14 protein-coding genes and 3 pseudogenes are annotated in these 16,871 nt (G+C 59.9%); 3 read left to right on the top strand and 14 right to left on the bottom strand.

Annotated elements, in window-relative coordinates; translation table 11 throughout:
- Nucleotides 1-69 precede the first annotated feature (69 nt).
- A complete protein-coding gene (locus tag BB934_RS29310; RefSeq protein WP_099513464.1) occupies nucleotides 70-1,572 on the top strand; it encodes an amidase in 1,503 nt (500 codons plus the stop codon).
- 235 nt (nucleotides 1,573-1,807) lie between these two features.
- A complete protein-coding gene (locus BB934_RS29305) occupies nucleotides 1,808-2,116 on the top strand; it encodes a hypothetical protein (RefSeq protein ID WP_099513463.1) in 309 nt (102 codons plus the stop codon).
- Between the two features lie 173 nt (nucleotides 2,117-2,289).
- Here the strand turns inward: BB934_RS29305 and BB934_RS29300 are convergent, their stop codons facing one another.
- The 5 genes and pseudogenes from BB934_RS29300 to BB934_RS29280 all read right to left on the bottom strand — a co-directional run bounded on the left by BB934_RS29300 (nucleotide 2,290) and on the right by BB934_RS29280 (nucleotide 8,041).
- Entirely contained in the window at nucleotides 2,290-3,234 is a 945-nt protein-coding gene (locus tag BB934_RS29300) for a pirin family protein (protein WP_099513462.1), read from the bottom strand.
- Between the two features lie 38 nt (nucleotides 3,235-3,272).
- Nucleotides 3,273-4,224: pseudogene (locus tag BB934_RS29295) on the bottom strand (IS630 family transposase).
- 479 nt (nucleotides 4,225-4,703) lie between these two features.
- A pseudogene (locus BB934_RS29285) lies at nucleotides 4,704-5,829 on the bottom strand (IS3 family transposase).
- A complete protein-coding gene (locus BB934_RS49475) occupies nucleotides 5,738-6,946 on the bottom strand; it encodes a hypothetical protein (RefSeq protein WP_237050478.1) in 1,209 nt (402 codons plus the stop codon). The pseudogene BB934_RS29285 and the gene BB934_RS49475 overlap by 92 nt, the downstream one beginning before the upstream one ends.
- A gap of 396 nt (nucleotides 6,947-7,342) precedes the next feature.
- The gene (locus BB934_RS29280; RefSeq protein WP_099513461.1) at nucleotides 7,343-8,041 is read right to left on the bottom strand and encodes an IS6 family transposase; all 699 of its coding nucleotides are present in this window, start codon (nucleotides 8,039-8,041) and stop codon (nucleotides 7,343-7,345) included.
- A gap of 378 nt (nucleotides 8,042-8,419) precedes the next feature.
- On the opposite strand from BB934_RS29280, the gene BB934_RS29275 reads away from it, so the two are divergent.
- Nucleotides 8,420-8,788, top strand: coding sequence for a phasin family protein (locus BB934_RS29275; RefSeq protein WP_099513460.1), 369 nt, complete (start codon nucleotides 8,420-8,422; stop codon nucleotides 8,786-8,788).
- Nucleotides 8,789-8,943: 155 nt separating this feature from the next.
- Here BB934_RS29275 and BB934_RS29270 read toward each other — a convergent pair.
- The 9 genes and pseudogenes from BB934_RS29270 to BB934_RS29230 all read right to left on the bottom strand — a co-directional run.
- Nucleotides 8,944-9,057, bottom strand: a pseudogene (locus BB934_RS29270) (LysR family transcriptional regulator); the annotation flags it as partial.
- Between the two features lie 79 nt (nucleotides 9,058-9,136).
- Nucleotides 9,137-9,835, bottom strand: coding sequence for an IS6 family transposase (locus BB934_RS29265; protein ID WP_099513459.1), 699 nt, complete (start codon nucleotides 9,833-9,835; stop codon nucleotides 9,137-9,139).
- A gap of 89 nt (nucleotides 9,836-9,924) precedes the next feature.
- Nucleotides 9,925-10,209 carry a hypothetical protein gene (locus BB934_RS47475; RefSeq protein WP_157934390.1) on the bottom strand — a complete coding sequence of 95 codons (285 nt, stop codon included), beginning with the start codon at nucleotides 10,207-10,209 and terminating at the stop codon, nucleotides 9,925-9,927.
- A 35-nt stretch (nucleotides 10,210-10,244) separates the two neighbouring features.
- Nucleotides 10,245-11,777: a UxaA family hydrolase gene (locus BB934_RS29255; RefSeq protein WP_099513457.1), complete on the bottom strand. Its 1,533-nt coding sequence runs from the start codon at nucleotides 11,775-11,777 to the stop codon at nucleotides 10,245-10,247.
- Between the two features lie 91 nt (nucleotides 11,778-11,868).
- A complete protein-coding gene (locus tag BB934_RS29250; RefSeq protein ID WP_099513456.1) occupies nucleotides 11,869-12,918 on the bottom strand; it encodes an L-idonate 5-dehydrogenase in 1,050 nt (349 codons plus the stop codon).
- Nucleotides 12,915-14,321, bottom strand: coding sequence for a TRAP transporter large permease (locus BB934_RS29245; RefSeq protein ID WP_099513455.1), 1,407 nt, complete (start codon nucleotides 14,319-14,321; stop codon nucleotides 12,915-12,917). Before BB934_RS29245 ends, BB934_RS29250 begins: the two co-directional genes overlap by 4 nt.
- Nucleotides 14,322-14,366: 45 nt before the next feature.
- A complete protein-coding gene (locus tag BB934_RS29240) occupies nucleotides 14,367-14,939 on the bottom strand; it encodes a TRAP transporter small permease (RefSeq protein ID WP_099513454.1) in 573 nt (190 codons plus the stop codon).
- A gap of 102 nt (nucleotides 14,940-15,041) precedes the next feature.
- On the bottom strand, nucleotides 15,042-16,034 hold the full coding sequence (locus BB934_RS29235) for a sialic acid TRAP transporter substrate-binding protein SiaP (RefSeq protein WP_099513453.1): 993 nt from the start codon (nucleotides 16,032-16,034) through the stop codon (nucleotides 15,042-15,044).
- Complete coding sequence (locus BB934_RS29230; protein ID WP_099513452.1) at nucleotides 16,031-16,831, bottom strand: FadR/GntR family transcriptional regulator; 801 nt, start codon at nucleotides 16,829-16,831, stop codon at nucleotides 16,031-16,033. The genes BB934_RS29235 and BB934_RS29230 overlap by 4 nt, the downstream gene beginning before the upstream one ends.
- Nucleotides 16,832-16,871: the final 40 nt, after the last annotated feature.

The raw sequence follows: 16,871 nt of genomic DNA, 5'->3' as shown, positions 1-16,871 counted from the left end.
GGGCAGGCGGCCGAGCCGATGGCAGGATAAGGCTGTCGCAGGCGATCGCGGCAGCACAGGGGGGCATCCATGGGACTAACTGACGACTACATCGCCCTTGATGCCACGGCCCTGGCCGCTCTCGTACGACACCGGCAGGTCAGTCCTGCCGAACTTGTGGAGGCCGCTATCACGCGGCTGGAGCAGGTTGAGCCGAAGCTGGCGGGCATGGCGGAGAGGACGCTGGACGAGGCGCGCCGGGCGGCCTGTGAGCGTCTTGCAGACGTCCCCTTCGCAGGCGTGCCGTTTCTGCTCAAGGACAACATGCATGTAGCAGCCGGCGTCCCGTACCATAACGGCAGCCGCATCTGGCGCGGCTGGGTACCGTCGCAGGACAGCGAGCTGGTCCGCCGCTTCAAGGCTGCGGGTCTGATCATCCTCGGCAGCACCAAGGTGCCCGAGCTCTCCCTGACACCAGTGACCGAGCCCCGGCATTTCGGCCGCGCCAACAATCCATGGGCGCTGGACCGCACCACGGGCGGCTCATCGGGAGGATCCGCGGCCCACGTTGCAGCCCGCTCGGTGCCGATGGCCCATGCCACCGATGGCGGGGGATCGATCCGAATCCCGGCGTCCTGCTGTGCCCTCTTCGGGCTCAAGCCCACCCGCGGCCGGACCCCCAATGGGCCCTCTATCGGGGAGGGCTGGCATGGTGCCGCCATCGGCCATGCCGTGGCCCGCAGCGTCCGCGATTCTGCCCGCCTGCTGGACGCGATTGCCGGACCTGATCTCGGCGCCCCCTACGGCCTTGCTCCGCCTGCACGGTCGTTTGCCGAAGCCGCAGCAAGACCGCCGGGACGGCTGCGGATTGCCTTCAGCGCCATGGCTCCCAACGGCGCTGCGGTGGACCCGCAGTGCCGGACGGCTGTGGAGAACGCAGCGAAGCTGTGTGGCGCATTAGGCCACGAGGTGGAGGAGGCCGCGCCTGCCGTGCCGGAGGATTACTTCAGCTGGTTTTTGATCACCTTTCTGGCGGCGGTTGCGCAGGAGTTTGTGTTTGCGGAGGAGATGACCGGCACCAGGCCCCGGCGCGGTGATGTCGAGGAGAGCACGTGGTTGTGCCGCGCGTTGGGACGAAGCTTCTCGGCGGCGGAGCTCTCGGTCGCGCTCGAGCGGCTGCACCGGGCCACGCGTCAGATTGCCGTGTTCTTCGAGACCTATGATCTGCTGTTGACCCCGGCCCTGGCCTGCCCTCCGGTCCGGCATGGAGACCTGCAGCCGAGAGGCCTTGAGGCCGCCCTGCAAGGGCTGGCCGCCCGCCTCGGTGTCGGCCGGTACCTGCGCTACGGACCGCTCTTGCGGCAGGCGGCGGATCGCGCGTTCCGGTTCATGCCGTTCTCACCGATCTGGAACGTCACCGGGCAACCAGCAGCCAGCCTGCCGTTGCATTGGACGCCTGACGGATTGCCGGTCGGCGTGCAGGTTGTCGCGCGCTTCGGACAGGAGGAAACCCTCTTCTCGTTCGCGGCGCAGATCGAGCAGGTTCGTTCCTGGGCCCATCGGCTGCCGACAGCAATTGCCGACATCGGCTGACCTCAGCATCTGATCAAGCGGTGCCTGAGTTGACGCGACACCGTCGAGTTCAATGGACGGATGAACAAGCCCCGTCAGGAGCGGGCTGAACGGGGCTGGAGTCTTCGGAGGTCCGGTGCAAGGAGAGCACAGGGGCTGTGGACGGCCTCCACCACGGGACAACTCCCAGGGTTCTGGACTGTTGCGCTACAATGCTGAAATACAGTGGCAGCGCGGCCTGATCCAGGAGGCGTGCATGGGCGAGTGGAAAACGGTCTATGAGGACGAGGTTGAGGGGCGCTGGGTCACACTCAAAGCCTACGAGAGTGAGAATGACGAGGAGGATGACGGCCCGGTTGTCCGCGTGACGGTAGCCCCTATTGCCGATGAGGCGGAGGAACCGGAGCCGATGGGCGACGAGCCGAAGCCCGCTGCCGGAGCCGATGCGGATGACAATTCCATTACCCTGGATCCCGATGCCGTTGAGGATCTCGAAGAGGAGTTGATCGAAATCGGCTTCAGCCCCGAGGGGGCGGCGTGGATTGTCGGCAAGGTTCCGGTGTAAGCCGCTCAACGCTTCAGCCGGGGACCTGCGCCATCTATCATTTCCGGTTTGCGCCAACGAGGTTCTGGCCGTCAGATGTCGGGGTCGGAACAAGAACTGTTCTTGTTCCGACCCCGGATTGGACCTCATCCATTTGGCACCGCCCTGCTCAAGATAGTCCTTCAGCTGGACCGCTACGGATAGCTCACGGGCGGAGGTGGCTGCTCGGGCAATGGGATGAACTCGACCTCATCGCTTGGCACCGTATCGAACCGAGCGGCCTTCCAATCGGCCTTAGCCTGCTCAATGCGGTCTTGCCGCGACGAGACGAAGTTCCACCAGATGAAGCGGGGGCCGTCCATCGGCTCACCGCCCAGCATCATGAACCTCGCGTCATTCCGTGCCCGAATCGTGATGCGGTCGCCCGGCCTGAACACCAGGAGCTGGCCGGCCGGAAACACGTCGCCGGCAATCTCAACCTCGCCCGAGATGGTGTAGATCGCCCGCTCGTCGTAGTCCGGATCGAGTGGCAGGCTGGCGCCGGTCGTCAGGATGGCATCGGCATAGAACATCGGGCTTGAGGTTTGCACGGGTGGCGACGCGCCAAGGATTGAACCGGCGATGATCCTCACTGTCTTGCCATCTCCATCGAGCACCGGCATGTCGCCCGCATCGTAGTGGACGAAGCCGGGGTTCGCCTCCTCGTCCTTGGCTGATAGAGCCACCCAGCTCTGGATGCCGAAGAGCTTCGAGCCGATCCCTCGCAATTCCTGAGACGTCCGCTCGGAATGGACGATGCCGCGCCCGGCCGTCATCCAGTTGAGTTCGCCCGGCCGGATCGGCAGTTCCGTCCCGAGCGAGTCGCGATGCATGATCTCGCCGTCGAAAAGGTAGGTGACGGTCGAAAGCCCGATGTGCGGATGCGGTCGCACATCCATCCCCGATCCGAGCAGGAACTCGGATGGCCCCATTTGGTCGAAGAAGATGAAGGGACCCACCATCTGCCGCTGCGCCGACGGGAGCGCCCGGCGCACCTCGAAGCTGCCAAGATCACGGGTGCGAGGCACGATCACGGTCTCGATGGCGTCGCAGGCGAACTTGTCGCCCGGTTTCGGATCTTCAGCGGGATTCCAGCTCATGAAATCGTTTCCTTCCCTGTTTCTAGAGCATCGGCTGTTCAGACGAATCCATAACCTGCGGCAGTGAAGTAGTTGCGGCATTCCTCAGCTTCGACCCCATCACAGATGTCCCCGATGGCCCGCCAGAGCGCGTCAAAGGTGCGGGCTTCGGCTTTGCGCAGATGTGCTTTGATCTTGGCGAAGAGTTGCTCAATTGGGTTCAAATCGGGCGAATAAGCAGGCAGGAACAGGAACCAGGCGCCGCGTTGCTTCAGACACTGCGCCGCCGTCTCGCTCTTGTGCGCCGGCAGGTTGTCGAGGATCACCACGTCGCCCTTGGACAAGGTCGGAGCAAGCTGGGTCTCCACATAAGTCTCAAAGATCTGACGGGTCATCGGCCCATCGATCACCCAAGGCGCCGTCAGACCACAGTAGCGCAGCCCGGCGACAAAGGTCTGGGTCAGCCAGTGGCCGAATGGTGCCCTTGCATACAGACGCTGCCCTTTGAGGCAGCGGCCGCGCAGGCGCGTCATCTTGGTGGATGTGCCGGTCTCATCGAGAAACACGAGCCGGTGCGGCTCCTGGCGCATGCGCGGCTGGCGTTTTGTGTGCCAATGCTCGCGGGCCTGGCGCACGTCGGAGCGTTCTTGTTCGCTGGCCCGCAAAGTTTTTTTTGACGCTATAGCCGTGGCGGATGTACCAGCGCGCGATGGACGCCGGCGTGATCTTGGTGCCCAAGGCCAGCAGTTCGGCCGCGAGCTGGGGCATGGTGATGTCGTTCCTCTCGGCGACGCGACGGATCAGAAACTCGCGATGCGGGTCGAGCTTGGAGTAGCGCCAGCCGCCCTCTGGTTTGGGCGCCAGGCTGCCGGTGGCCCGATACGCCGCCATGAGCCGCACCACAAACGCGACCGACACCTCAAAATGGCGCGCGGCCTCATGGCAGGAATGCCCCGCCTCAACAAAGCGCACCACCCGTTGCCGCAGATCCAGCGAGTAGGACTTGGTCATCGCTCATCTCCTCTAAAGAGGGCCGAGATAAGGGAATCACAAAGCCGTCACGCCGCATAGCCTCCGATTCAATCAGAACAGCCGATGCTCTAGCATTGGGGGCTTGCAATCACCTATTCGGTAGCCAGGGCGAATACGTTGTATTGCTCATCCAGCCCCTTGAGATCGAAGCGGCCTATGGGACGGGTAAATGTGGCCGGCAGGGCGGAGGCGTAGTCCTCGGAGCAAATCGCAGTTTCGCCGCTCTCTGTGGCGACCCTTCCAGCCGGCTGACCATGTTCACCCCAGGGTCAACCACGGTAAAGTCCAGGCGGTCGAGGCTGCCGATATTGCCATACATCACGGATCCTATGTGCAAGGCCGCTACGAAGGGCGGCAGGCGATACCTTAGACGCCGTCCCCTCATGGCCAGAACGGCATCCTGACCTTCCGGTCATTGGGGAACTTCGTGATCTTCCCCCGATTGCGCGGACACCGGGTTAGTTCATTTTCCGCTCGGCCTGTTCGGGTGTGAGATACCCGATAGCCGAGTGGATGCGCTGCCGATTGTAGTAGCTCTCGATATAAACGAACAGGTCCCGTCGCGCCTCCTCGCGGGTCGTCCAACGATGCTGATGGACCAACTCGACCTTCAAGGAATGGAAGAAGGATTCCATCGGGGCATTGTCATAGCAGCAGCCCGTCCGGCTCATCGATGGCTTGGCGCCCATGAGAGCCAGTTGCTGGGCATACGCCTCAGCCGCATATTGGCTTCCACGATCCGAATGGTGAATAAGCCCAGGGCCTGGTCGTTGCCGCTGGGCTGCCATGATCAGAGCGCCAGGGTCAGCTCCGTGCGCATGTGATCGCGCATGGCCCAACCCACCACCTTCCGGGTCGCCAAATCCAGCACCGCGGCGAGATACAGCCATCCCTCGCCCGTGGGAATGTAGGTCATGTCGGCCAGCCACACGCGGTTGGGTCCAGATGCCGTGAACTTCTGCTGGAGCAGGTTGGGCGAAATCGGCAGCTGATGACGACTGTCTGTCGTTGCGGGCCGGAAGCGCCGACGAGCCAGAGCGCGAATGCCATGCCGGCGCATCAGCCGCTCGACCCGGCCGCGGCTGACCCGGTAGCCTTCTGCTCTCAAGGCTGCGTGCATCCTCGGGCTGCCATAACGGCCCTGATGCTGACCATGGAGCCGATGCACCTCTTGCAGCAGGCCGCGGTTGGCGAGGGCTCTTCGGCTCTCCGGCCGGGATCGCCATGCGTAATAGCCGCTGGGCGAGACCTGGAGCACGCGGCACATGAGCCGCACCGGATAGGCGCGGGCATGCTGCTCGATGAAACGAAACCTCATTTGGGCATCTCCGCGAAGATGCCGATGGCTTTTTTTAACACATCGCGCTCCATGCGCGTGCGATCGAGCTCACGCCGGAGCCGCGCGATCTCCGCCGCCTGATCGGCCGGAGAGGCCATGGGAGAGGCGCTGGACGTTGGGGTTCTGCTACCAGCCCCGGATCGAGGTGGGCCATCATTCACAACCGCCCGCCAGTTGCGCAGCATGGAGGGAGAAATCCCCAGCTCTGTTGCGATCTGCATGAGAGGTCGACCGCTGCTCTCCAAAAGTGCAACAGCCTCTCGTTTGAACTCTGGGGTAAAATCGCGTCTCGTCTTCGTCATCGAACACCTTCCAACTCCCGCAGGAGCTTAGCAAAGGTGTCCACCAACGCGAGGGAGGATCATTCGCATTCATCAGCGGCTCCGCAAACGTAAACAGCAGCCGTCTCCGAAAGGCCGGGGGCGTCTCGACGATCTGCACGTCGCGTGCAATGGCCTTGTCGGGCCAGAAATACGGCCTCTTTCCACCCATGAAGGCTGCCTCCTGCGTCCACGCCGGGACCTCGAGCCCCCAGCGCTGGGCCAGGTGCTCGCCGATCGCCCCAAGCCACGCATTGTTGTGCGGATCTCCGGTCGGAATAGGCACCGGAGCGAGCATGGCCTGGTGGGTCGCCTTGTACTTCTCCAGATAGAATGCCTGCTGGAATTCACCCGAGGCAGGCCCGAAGCAATCGCAATCCTCCCTTGCCATGGCGGCGACGTCGGCCAGGGACTTCGGTGTCGACCGCAGCACAACACCGCAGCCGAAGCGACCGAGTGCAAACCCGGACTGGGACAGCCTTGTCTCAACGATGCGCGCCAGGTCGCCGTCGTCCTGCTCTTGTCTTGCGAGGTAGGGCGCAACGAGGCACTGCAGCCGCCCTGCGGTCTTGATGCCGGCCTGAGCCGCTATCCGGATGGCGGGTTCAAGGTCGTCGTAGCTGATATCTTCCATCAGCCTGAGCGAGGCCAGGAATGTCATCGGCACCAGCAGGCTGACCGGTGCAGAGAGAACGCGAAGCCCTGGTCTCTCCCAAGACGGATACATGCCGGTCGGGAACTCGGCCGGAGACGATGGCCTGTGACCGAACGCAGCCGGCAGGACATCCTCCACCCAGTCCTTGGGGAGGCCGATGCTTCGGCCTGCTCCCACCACCGCCTGGCGAACGATTCCGTGCTTGCCCTCGAGGGCGATGTTGGCCTCGATACGGTTGCCGTCATCGGACCAGCTGTAGCGCGCAAGGATCGCGCTGCGGTCATGGAGCATGATCTCGCCGAGGATCCGGCGATCTCGCAACTCCTCCCCGGCGACGTCCAGGGCTTTGCGAATGAGAGCCGGGTGGATGTGAGCGGAAGCGGTCATCGCCGAGCTTTCAGGGGGACGCGCCCGAGGGGAAGGTAGGGCGTCCTGCCGCGCAGGCTATGGAGCGGAACGACGATGCGATTGCTAACTCATATAACTCCTTGATGCTCCCGTTCGACCCCCCTGACGGACCCATCGGAATGAGAGTATTCAGTGGCCTTCCCGGTGTCGGAGGTGCAGTCGTTGAGATGGAGCCGCATGGCGGTAGATGCGATGCTGGGCCTTTCGAAGACCTGCCGCAAGCTCCGGCTGTCCTTCTTCGACTATCTCGGGGACCGCCTCCAATTAAACGGGGTCAACCGAGCATCCCACCGCTCGCGGTTCTTGTGACCCAAGCCTAAGGGGCACCGTTGCATTAACTTGGAACAGGCGAAACGAGCCCTTCGAACGGGCCGCTCAGGCCGCAAGTTCGAAGAGCTGATTGACGAGACGGACTTCGCCTGTCGCCTGACGTTCCCGCTGGATGCAATGACCGCGGCGGATCATGCGCATGATTTCAAAACCCGTCAGGGTTGCGCCGGCGGTTTTCATCGTCTGGAAACCGCGTGTCGGTCGGATTACGCGCTTGAGCGCACCATGATCTGCCTCGATAATGTTATTCAAGTATTTCGATGCCCGGTGCTTCACGTAATGCGCCAAGTGACCTTCGTCCTGCAGGCGCTGGATTGCCTTCGGGCAAGAGGCCAGTTTATCCGTCGTGATAGATGATGGCGGATAGTGGCTCATCGCCTTTATGGCTTTACGCAAGAAATGATAAGCGGCGTTGGTATTACGACGCCCGGATAGCCTGAAGGCGATCAACTGACCGTGCTTGTCGACCGCGCGGAACAGGTATTTCCACCTGCCACCTACGCGAACGTAGGTCTCATCCACTCTCCAGGAGCTTGAGCGAGGTCCCTGATAGGGCCGGATCCGCTTCTCGATCTCCGGGGCATAGCGCTGAACCCAACGAAAGATCGTGCTTGGATCGACCTCGACGCCGCGCTCTTGCATCATCTCAGCCAGGTCGCGGTAGCTGATCCCGTACTTGCAGTACCAGCGCACACACAGAAGGATGATCTCGACGGGAAAGCGACGACGCTTGAACAGAGACAACAGGATGGCTCCTCAATTAGCCATCTCTCGCTACACTGCCAAGGTTAATGCAACGGTGCCAGAAGTCTCACCTGGAATACAATGCTTCGCACGTCAGTCTCGGCTAAGTCCTTGATTTGTCACTGGCTGCCAGTCCAATCATGAGGTGCAAATCGACACCGGCGATAGGAGTTGGGTTACATCCCCTGCCTACCGCGCGTCGGACTGACCCGGCAGGTGTTCCCGCAACAAGATCCTATCGAGACTGACACCTGCGCATATTTGTGCACTGCACAATAAGAGTTGACATTCATTGTGCAATGCACAATAAAGGATCAGCCGAGGACTTGAACGGCGAGACCTACCAGCGGGCGTAGCGCCCAGCTTCGGAGAACCATCATGAACCAGCAGTTTGAGACCATCCAGAAGCTCGGCAAAGACAGCTTCGGCACCACCCTGAAGACTTTTGAGGTTGCCTCCACCGGCACGAAGGCGATCGCTGGTGAGACGGCCGATTATGCCAGAAAGTCGTTCGAGCAGAGCGCGGCCATGTTCGAGAAGCTCGTCGGCGTCAGGTCACTCGAGAAGGCCATCGAGATTCAGACTGAGTACGCCCAGAGCACCCACAAGGGCTTTGTCGCTCAAGCCACGAAGACCCGTGAACTCTATACCAAGCTGGCTCAGGACAGCTTCGCGCCCTTCAATGCTCTTCGCTCGACCGCGATGGCCGCGATGGTCCCGGCCAAGGCTTCAGCTCACACCAAGTAACGCGTTCTTCATCCGCCTGTTCAAAACGCCCGGCCCCTATGCCGGGCGTTTTTGTCTGTTGGGTTGGCATCAGATTGATCCAGCTTCCGGATCGGTCTCGTTCCCGACGCCTCATACCGTATTTTCCGGGTTTGGCCACCTGATCTAGCAGAACTCTAGTAGACCCAGCGCTGCGCCTTCGTGACGAGAAAGTCGCGAAACACCTGAACCCGCGCGACCGAGCGCATTTCTTCCGGATACACCAGGTAGCTGTCGAGCGCTGGCATGTCGACCTCCTCCAGAACCCGTCGCGGTTCTGTCGCAAATCCGGCACAGCGACGAGAAAGCAGCAGGTGCATCGTGCCGCCCTCATGCGGCGAGCAGGTGAAACTGCTCCGCGAGCGACAGCTGCTGCCTGCAGGCATATTTCGCCTGCTGTTTACGCATTATATGGATCAACTCGATGCCACTTAAGATCACGCGGGCACTGTCAGCGGACTTGAAGCCGAGCATCGATCGCACGCGGCGCTTGACGGCGCGGTGATCCTGCTCGATGCGGTTGTTGAGATATTGACTCTGCCTGATCCGGATCGGCTTCAGCTTGCACCCTGATCGGTCCTGCAGACGGCTCTCGGCATCACACGACAGGATGGCTTCCCGGTTCGTCTGGCTGCCGGCGATGACGATCCGCTCGGGCCCGCCATGCCGCTTGAGTGCCTTGCGCAGAAACCGCTTGGCCGCAGCCAGATTGCGCCGCTCGCTGAACCAGAACTCGACAGTATCGCCATTGCTGTCGATGGCGCGGCAAATGTACATCCAGCGGCCTCGGACCTTGATGTAAGTTTCATCCACGTGCCATTTCCGGCTGACGCTTCGTTTGCGAAGGTTGAAGCGCTTGAGCAGTTCGGGCGAGTAGCGAACAACCCACCTGTGGATGGTCGCATGATCGACGGAGATGCCCCGCTCGGCCATCATCTCCTCCAGGTTCCGCAGGCTCAGATTGTAAGCCAAATACCACCGGACGCAGAGCAGGATCACGGATCGATCAAAATGCCTGCCCTTAAACACGCCACCCTCCATGCTTGAGCCCGGGGAGGATTAGCTGAAACTCTGAAGCAAAAGGTTTGCGACAAAGCCGGTTCTATCTGCTCTGCGGATCATCCGCTGGACTGCTCTGGTCCAGGTTTGATCCGCGGGAGAACGCGCTCCACATCCTGATCCGCCGTCGATTGCAGCCTCGCATCGGGTGCTCGTGCAGCGTCGTGCTCACGCAGCACTTCGGCGACAGCTTCAGGGTCAATCTCCTGGGCTTGGATAAGCAAACGATCAGCCTCCTCATTATGGCCGATTGCTTGTTCATGCAGGCCCTGTTCCGCTAGTCTGCGAGCCTGCGCCGCTAAGTCCAGATCTACGCCGGCCTGATCTTGTGTGCGATTCGCCACATTGCCCTCCTCTCATCAGGCACTGTGCCCGATGATCATACGGTCACGCCCAGCGGCCACGGTGCGAACTCTGCGGAGCCGAAATCGTACAACTCACTTTTCGTGCGCTCGCCGGAGGCAACCCGTAGGATCAGGTCAAAGATATGCCGTCCAGCCTCCTGCACGGTCTCCTCGCCATCGACGATGGTGCCGCAGTTCACGTCCATGTCGTCTTCCATGCGCCGGTACAGAGGAGTGTTGGTCGCGATCTTGATCGATGGCGATGGTTTGCACCCGAACACGCTGCCGCGCCCAGTGGTGAAACAGATTACGTTGGCTCCACCGGCAACCTGACCCGTGGCCGAGACGGGATCGAAACCCGGGGTATCCATGAACACAAAGCCGCGTGCTGTCACAGGTTCGGCATACTTGATCACCTCAACGAGGTTAGTGCTGCCGGCCTTGGCCATGGCACCGAGCGACTTTTCCAGGATTGTGGTCAGCCCACCAGCCTTGTTGCCAGGTGACGGGTTGGCATTGATCTCCGCTCCGTGCTTGTGCGTGTACTCCTCCCACCAGCGCATCAGCTCGACCAGTTTCTCGCCGACCTCGCGGCTTACCGCCCGACGGGTGAAGATGTGCTCAGCACCATACGTCTCAGTTGTTTCGGACAGGATCACCGTGCCGCCCTGACGCACGACAAGGTCACTGGCGATCCCGAGGGCCGGGTTCGCGGAAACGCCGGAATAGCCATCCGAGCCGCCGCATTGCAGCGCCACCTTCAGCTCGCTCGCAGGCACCGTCTGGCGCTGCACCCTGTTCGACTCGGCCAAGACCTCTCTCACGAAGGCTATGCCAGCCTCAACGGTCTTGCGGGTACCGCCCATGCTCTGGATATCCATGTTGCGGATCCGGTCGGTGAGCTTATGCTCCTTTAACATCCCGCTGATCTGGTTCACCTCGCAGCCGAGGCCAAGCACCACGATGTGGGAAAAGTTCGGATGGCGTGCATAGCCAGCGAGCGTGCGGCGCAGCAGCTGAAGGGGCTCGCCTTCCGGCATGCCGCAGCCGGTCTTGTGCGTCAATGCAACCACGCCATCGACATTCGGAAATTCGGCTAGAGGATCAAAGCCGGTAAAAGGGTGCCGCTTGAAGGCATCGGCCACCAAGTTGGCTGCATGGGCGCTGCAGTTTACCGAGGTCAGAATGCCGATGTAGTTGCGGGTCGCCACACGCCCATCCGGGCGGCGGATGCCCTCGAAGGTGACCGGGGTATCGACATACTCTGTCGGCCTTGCATCTTGGCCATAGGCATAGTCCTTCGTGAACTCACCCATGCCTAGATTATGAACATGCACGTGCTGGCCCGGGATGATTGGGGCTGTGGCGAAGCCAATGATCTGGTTGTAACGCCGTACCGCCTCGCCTGCAGCGATCGGGCGCACGGCAACTTTGTGTCCAGCCGGGATCCGGTCATAGGCTGCGATCCCGTCTGCAACTTGCGCACCCGGCAACAGTGTCGCGCGCGCTATTACCACGTGATCGTGGGGGTGAAGGCAAATCACCGGATGGGACGCGGCAGTATGCATAGTCATAGAAGACACTTCCTCACCGCTCACGAAGAGCAACTCAGGTGCACAATAACGGCGATCAGCCATTTCTTACATCAGGCAATCCGGCTTAAGAAGCTGTCAGGACGACTTTAACGCTCTGCGATCGATCTAGAGCTGCGCGGAAGCCTTCTGTAGCTTCGGAAAGCGGACACTCGGAGGTGACGATGGAAAGGACATCAATCATCCTGTCGTCAATGAGACGGACAGCTTGCTCAAATTCCTCGCCAAAGCGGAATGAGCCCTTGAGGTCTATTTCCTTAGCCATCACAGCGTTGGCAGGGACTGGGATCTGGCCGCCGGGCAAATTGCCGATTTGGACGACAGTACCACCGCGATGCACATTGGATATCGCTGAAGATAAACCGGAGGCCGTTCCAGAGACCTCAAAGGCCAAGTCAAAAGACTTGGCTTTAGCAAGCTCTTCCAGAGCATCCTCGCCCCCAGAGATATCAACCGTATGATCAGCGCCTAAACGCTGCGCAAAGGCAAGCGGAGCGGCGGCGACATCGATCATCGCGACTTCCGATACTCCGGCCAATCGAGCAGCCAATAATGTCAGGAGACCGATAGGACCTGCGCCAAATACAATTGCTTTTCGGCCTTCCACCTGGCCGGCCCGACTGATGGCGTGAAGGCAAACAGCGAGGGGCTCTGCCAGCGCTGCAGCGGCCATTGGTGTACTGTCCGAGATTTTGACACACTGGGCCGGGATGGCATCGAAATATGTGGCAAAGCCCCCCTGCATGTGCGGCGTCTTTGACGCTGATCCCATGAAGTAAATGTTCTCGCATAGGTTCGGACGGCCTTCCTGGCATCTCGCGCAGTGTCCGCACCACCGTGATGGGTTGACTGCGACGCGGTCGCCGATCTTGAGGTCCCAGCCGTCAGCGGCAATGTCCACGATCTCGCCCGCGATCTCGTGACCAAGGACTAAGGGGGATTTGACAACGAAGTCGCCGGTCCGACCATGTCGGTAGTAATGCATGTCCGACCCGCAGATTCCACCTGCACCGAAGCGCACCCGGACCATGCCGGGGGTTAATGGACCGGTCGGCGCTTCCACCAAGCGAAGATCTTCGGCTCCAAAAAGCGTTGCAGCAAGAGCAATGTCGGTCACTTTGCCACTCCCATCGTTCGCGGCAGCCAGAGAGTCAACTCAGGAATATAGGTGATCGCGACAAGCGCAAGCAGCAGCGGAATCAGCCAAGGCAGAATTGCCACAGTCGTGCGCTCGACCGACAGCTTCGCCACGCGAGCTAGTACGAACAGGACCATCCCTAGAGGCGGATGGAGAAGCCCGATCATGAGGTTGAGGGTGATGATCAAGCCGAAATGGATCGGATCAATGCCGAGCTTGAGTACGATCGGAAGAAGGATCGGCACGAGGATGGTTATGGCTGCGATGGTGTCGATAAAGCAGCCAACGAACAGCATCAACAGGTTCGCCAGGAGCAGGAAGACCCATTTGTTCTGCGTGATACCGAGGATCGCGTCCGATAGGATCTGAGCGGCCTGACTTACCGTGAGAAGCCACGCGAAGATCGATGCGGCTGTCACGATGAACAGCACCGAAGCTGTGGTCTCGATCGTATCGAAGGTTGCTTTGACCAGCGTCTTCAAAGTCATCGAGCGGTAGCGCACGAGACCGAGGAAGAGCGACCAGATTACTGCGGCGACGGCAGCCTCAGTTGGTGTGAACAATCCGAGGGTCATGCCGCCGATCAGGATGACGGGCGCCATAAGGGCCATGACAGCGGAGAAATCGAAGTACCAGTCGAGCGCAAGGAGAATCGCGAGCGCAATGCCGATTGCGACGTTGGTGGACAGGCCGAACTGGACCATGGCCCAGACAGCGACCGGGAACATCATGACAACGATGACCTCGACCGTCGCATTCCCGAGTTGGCGCCAGGAGAATGGACTGTCACTGCCCCAACCGTTCTTATAGGCAAAATATGCCACCGTTGCCATCATCATGAGTGTCATGACGACGCCGGGGATTAATCCTCCAAGGAAAAGCGCCCCAATCGAAACGTTGGCCATCATGCCGTAGATCACGAATGGCAAGGACGGCGGTATGATCGGCCCAAGTGTCGCGGAAGCGGCGGTCACGCCGACGGCAAACTCAGTCGAGTAGCCGTGGTCCTTCATAGCCTTGATTTCGATTGTGCCAAGGCCAGCGGCGTCAGCGATCGCAGTTCCCGACATTCCGGAAAAGATTACTGAGCCAATGATGTTGACTTGCCCCAACCCACCCTTCATCCAGCCGACTAGTGCGACCGCGAAGCTGTAGATCCGCCCCGTGACGCCAGCAGTATTCATCAGGTTGCCGGCGAGAATGAAGAACGGCACGGCAAGCAGCGGAAAGCTCTCCACGCCAGCGATCATGCGCTGAGCCAGAACGACGTCGGGCGCGATTCCCGTGGCAAGGATGTAAATCAGGGATGAGACGGCCATCGCTATAGCCACCGGCAGGCCAAGGAGCATCAAAGCGAGAAATGAACCAACGAGAATAAGCATGGGCGAGTTCCGATCAAATCTCAGGACATCGGATTATTGAAGTTGTTAGATCGGGGCTGCGTCGAAAGCCTCTGGTCTCTCCAGAATGGAGTAGCCGCGGCGCCAGTTATCGATAGATACCTGAACTGATCGGATAAACATCAGGATGAATCCGACGAAGACACAGCCATAAACCCAGTTCTTCGGCAGCATGATTGTGGTCATGGTCTCGCCTTCGACAATCGCCATGAAGTTCCACACAAGATAAGCCGCGTAGGCGAAGAAAACTGTGCGAATGGCGTCGATCATGATTGCCAGTGCTCTCGCGACCCTTGCCGGCAGATAACGGAAGAGCAGATCAACGTGGATATGGCGCCCCAAGCGTACGCACATCGCAGCCCCAAGAAACACCACTGCTACCAAGCAGTAGGTTGCAATCTCCTCGGTCCACGCGAAAGAGTCATTGAGCACGTACCGCGTGAAGAATTGCAGAAAGACCGCGAAGGCCATCAGCCAAAAGATCGCTAATGTCGCCCAATCCTCAACACCATACTGCTTGAGATCGACCTCAGGAACCGGCTCCTCGAAAGCGTGGGCCAGTTCCTCAGCCGTGATCTCAGTATGAACCTCGGGCTTCATCCCGTTCACTCCAGAATTATCGTTGAATAATCGAGATAGTCGACGGTTTTCGGTCAGGCACCTGCCAGGGGAGTGGTGCCCCTGGCAGAGCAACCACGAGCTTTACAACGCAGGCTCGCTCTTGATGGCTTGGATTTTATCGTAGTCCGCCTTGCGATACCCGAAGGACTCGAATGTGACGTTCTTCAAGACGTTCTGCTTGAAGTCCTCCTTGTCGACCTCAGAGACGGTTAGTCCCTTATCCTTAAAGAAGCCAACGAGTTCTTTCTCCTTGGCCTGAATTTCGGCGGTGGCGCGGGCGGCTGCCTCTTGGGCGACCTCCGAGAAGATTTTCTTGTCCTCGTCAGAGAGCTTCTTCCACAGATTGGCGGACACCACCGTGTTGAGATGGTCGACGATATGCCCGGTCAGGGCGATGTGCTTCTGCACCTCGTAGAACTTCTTGGCTTCGATCGTAGTCAGAGGGTTTTCCTGAGCCTCGACGGTCCCGTTCTGAAGCGCGAGATACACTTCTGCGAATGCGATCGGAGCGGTGTTGGCACCGCACGCGCGGGGCATCGCCAAGTAGGCTGGCACGTCCGGGACACGGATCTTCAAACCTTTCATGTCAGCACATGTTTTAATAGGCTTGTTCGACGATGTGTGGCGCGCGCCATAATAGGTCACCGCAAGGATCTGGTGTCCGGTTTTGTCCGTGTAGCCCTTGGCAAGCTCCTTGAATACATCGCTTTTGGTATATGCGAGGAGGTGGTTCGCATCTCGAAAAACGTATGGGTAATACGTGACGCCAATGGGCGGATAGCTTCGAGCGGCAAAGCTGGACCCTGAAATGATCATGTCAACTGAACCAAGGGACAGGCCCTGATTGATGTCGGTTTCCTTGCCAAGCTGCGAGGAAGGATAGACGTCAATCGTGTAGCGCCCGTTGGTGCGCTTGGCGAGTTCGCCGGCGGCCCACACTGACTGCGTGTGGAATGGCTCGTTGGGCTCATACACGTGAGCCCATTTCAGCTTTGTTTGGGCCTGAGCAGCCCCTCCCGTAATCGCGAAGCCAAGTACAGCCGCTACAACCGCTGACCATTTCACTGTCGTCATATTTTCCTCCTGCTGGTTTTCGTTTGCAGCTCGCGCGGGCTTTCCGCTCGACTGCGAAGTGCGGGCGTGACCTTGCCCGATCGGTGGGACAGCACTGAAATTTCACCAAAACTTCTTGAAAAGCGCTCCTGAGAAAGCCTCAAGTGTTGCCTCATCGCCTGCCGCGCTGCTTCAGGATCGCCCGCTGCAATGGCATCGCGGATGACCCTGTGCTCAGCGAGCGCTTGGCCCCAAGTCCTCGCATCCTCGAAATAACTTGCCAGGCGCCGGAAGTAGGGATTCATCCGCTGATCAAAGAGCTGCCCGATGAAGCGGGCTAACATCCCATTCGAAAGAGACGCTGCGATTGCTACGTGGAATTCACGATCAAGCGGAATCCACTTATCATTGCCGCCAAAGTTCTTCATCTGGGCAAGAATTTGATCAAGGGTACCGACGAGTTCGGAATCTGCGATAATAGCCGCTTCTGCTGCCACGGAGGGCTCTAAGATCTCACGTGCATGCAGAAATTCGAATGGGCCTTCGATCGAAGTTTTGCCGGAAGATATTGTCGAGCTCGATGCTGACGGTCCCAGAACGTAGATTCCGGAGCCGATATTGATGCGAATAAGACCTTCGACTTCAAGGGCAATGAGCGCTTCCCGCACACTTGTGCGAGAGACTTGGAGGCGATCGGCAAGCTCGCGCTCAGAAGGCAGCCGTCCGCCAATCGGGTACTCACCGCTATCAATCAGATCGCGTAAGTGCTTGGCAATGTGTCGGTAAAGCCGCCGTGACTCATCGACCTTGAATGACAAGGCCCCCCTCCTGCGATCGTTCCCTACCCCAAGCTAGCTA

The organism is Microvirga ossetica (genome assembly GCF_002741015.1).
Lineage (GTDB): Bacteria > Pseudomonadota > Alphaproteobacteria > Rhizobiales > Beijerinckiaceae > Microvirga > Microvirga ossetica.
The sequence above is the reverse complement of the archived record's forward strand: the minus strand, read 5'-3'. Positions and strand labels throughout refer to the sequence as shown.

Excerpts from the sequence above, each read along its gene's own strand:
- BB934_RS29310 (WP_099513464.1), top strand. The coding sequence starts at position 70 with ATGGGACTAACTGACGACTACATCGCCCTTGATGCCACGGCCCTGGCC.
- BB934_RS29305 (WP_099513463.1), top strand. The coding sequence starts at position 1,808 with ATGGGCGAGTGGAAAACGGTCTATGAGGACGAGGTTGAGGGGCGCTGG.
- BB934_RS29300 (WP_099513462.1), bottom strand. The coding sequence starts at position 3,234 with ATGAGCTGGAATCCCGCTGAAGATCCGAAACCGGGCGACAAGTTCGCC.
- BB934_RS49475 (WP_237050478.1), bottom strand. The coding sequence starts at position 6,946 with ATGACCGCTTCCGCTCACATCCACCCGGCTCTCATTCGCAAAGCCCTG.
- BB934_RS29275 (WP_099513460.1), top strand. The coding sequence starts at position 8,420 with ATGAACCAGCAGTTTGAGACCATCCAGAAGCTCGGCAAAGACAGCTTC.
- BB934_RS29255 (WP_099513457.1), bottom strand. The coding sequence starts at position 11,777 with ATGCATACTGCCGCGTCCCATCCGGTGATTTGCCTTCACCCCCACGAT.
- BB934_RS29245 (WP_099513455.1), bottom strand. The coding sequence starts at position 14,321 with ATGCTTATTCTCGTTGGTTCATTTCTCGCTTTGATGCTCCTTGGCCTG.
- BB934_RS29240 (WP_099513454.1), bottom strand. The coding sequence starts at position 14,939 with ATGAAGCCCGAGGTTCATACTGAGATCACGGCTGAGGAACTGGCCCAC.
- BB934_RS29235 (WP_099513453.1), bottom strand. The coding sequence starts at position 16,034 with ATGACGACAGTGAAATGGTCAGCGGTTGTAGCGGCTGTACTTGGCTTC.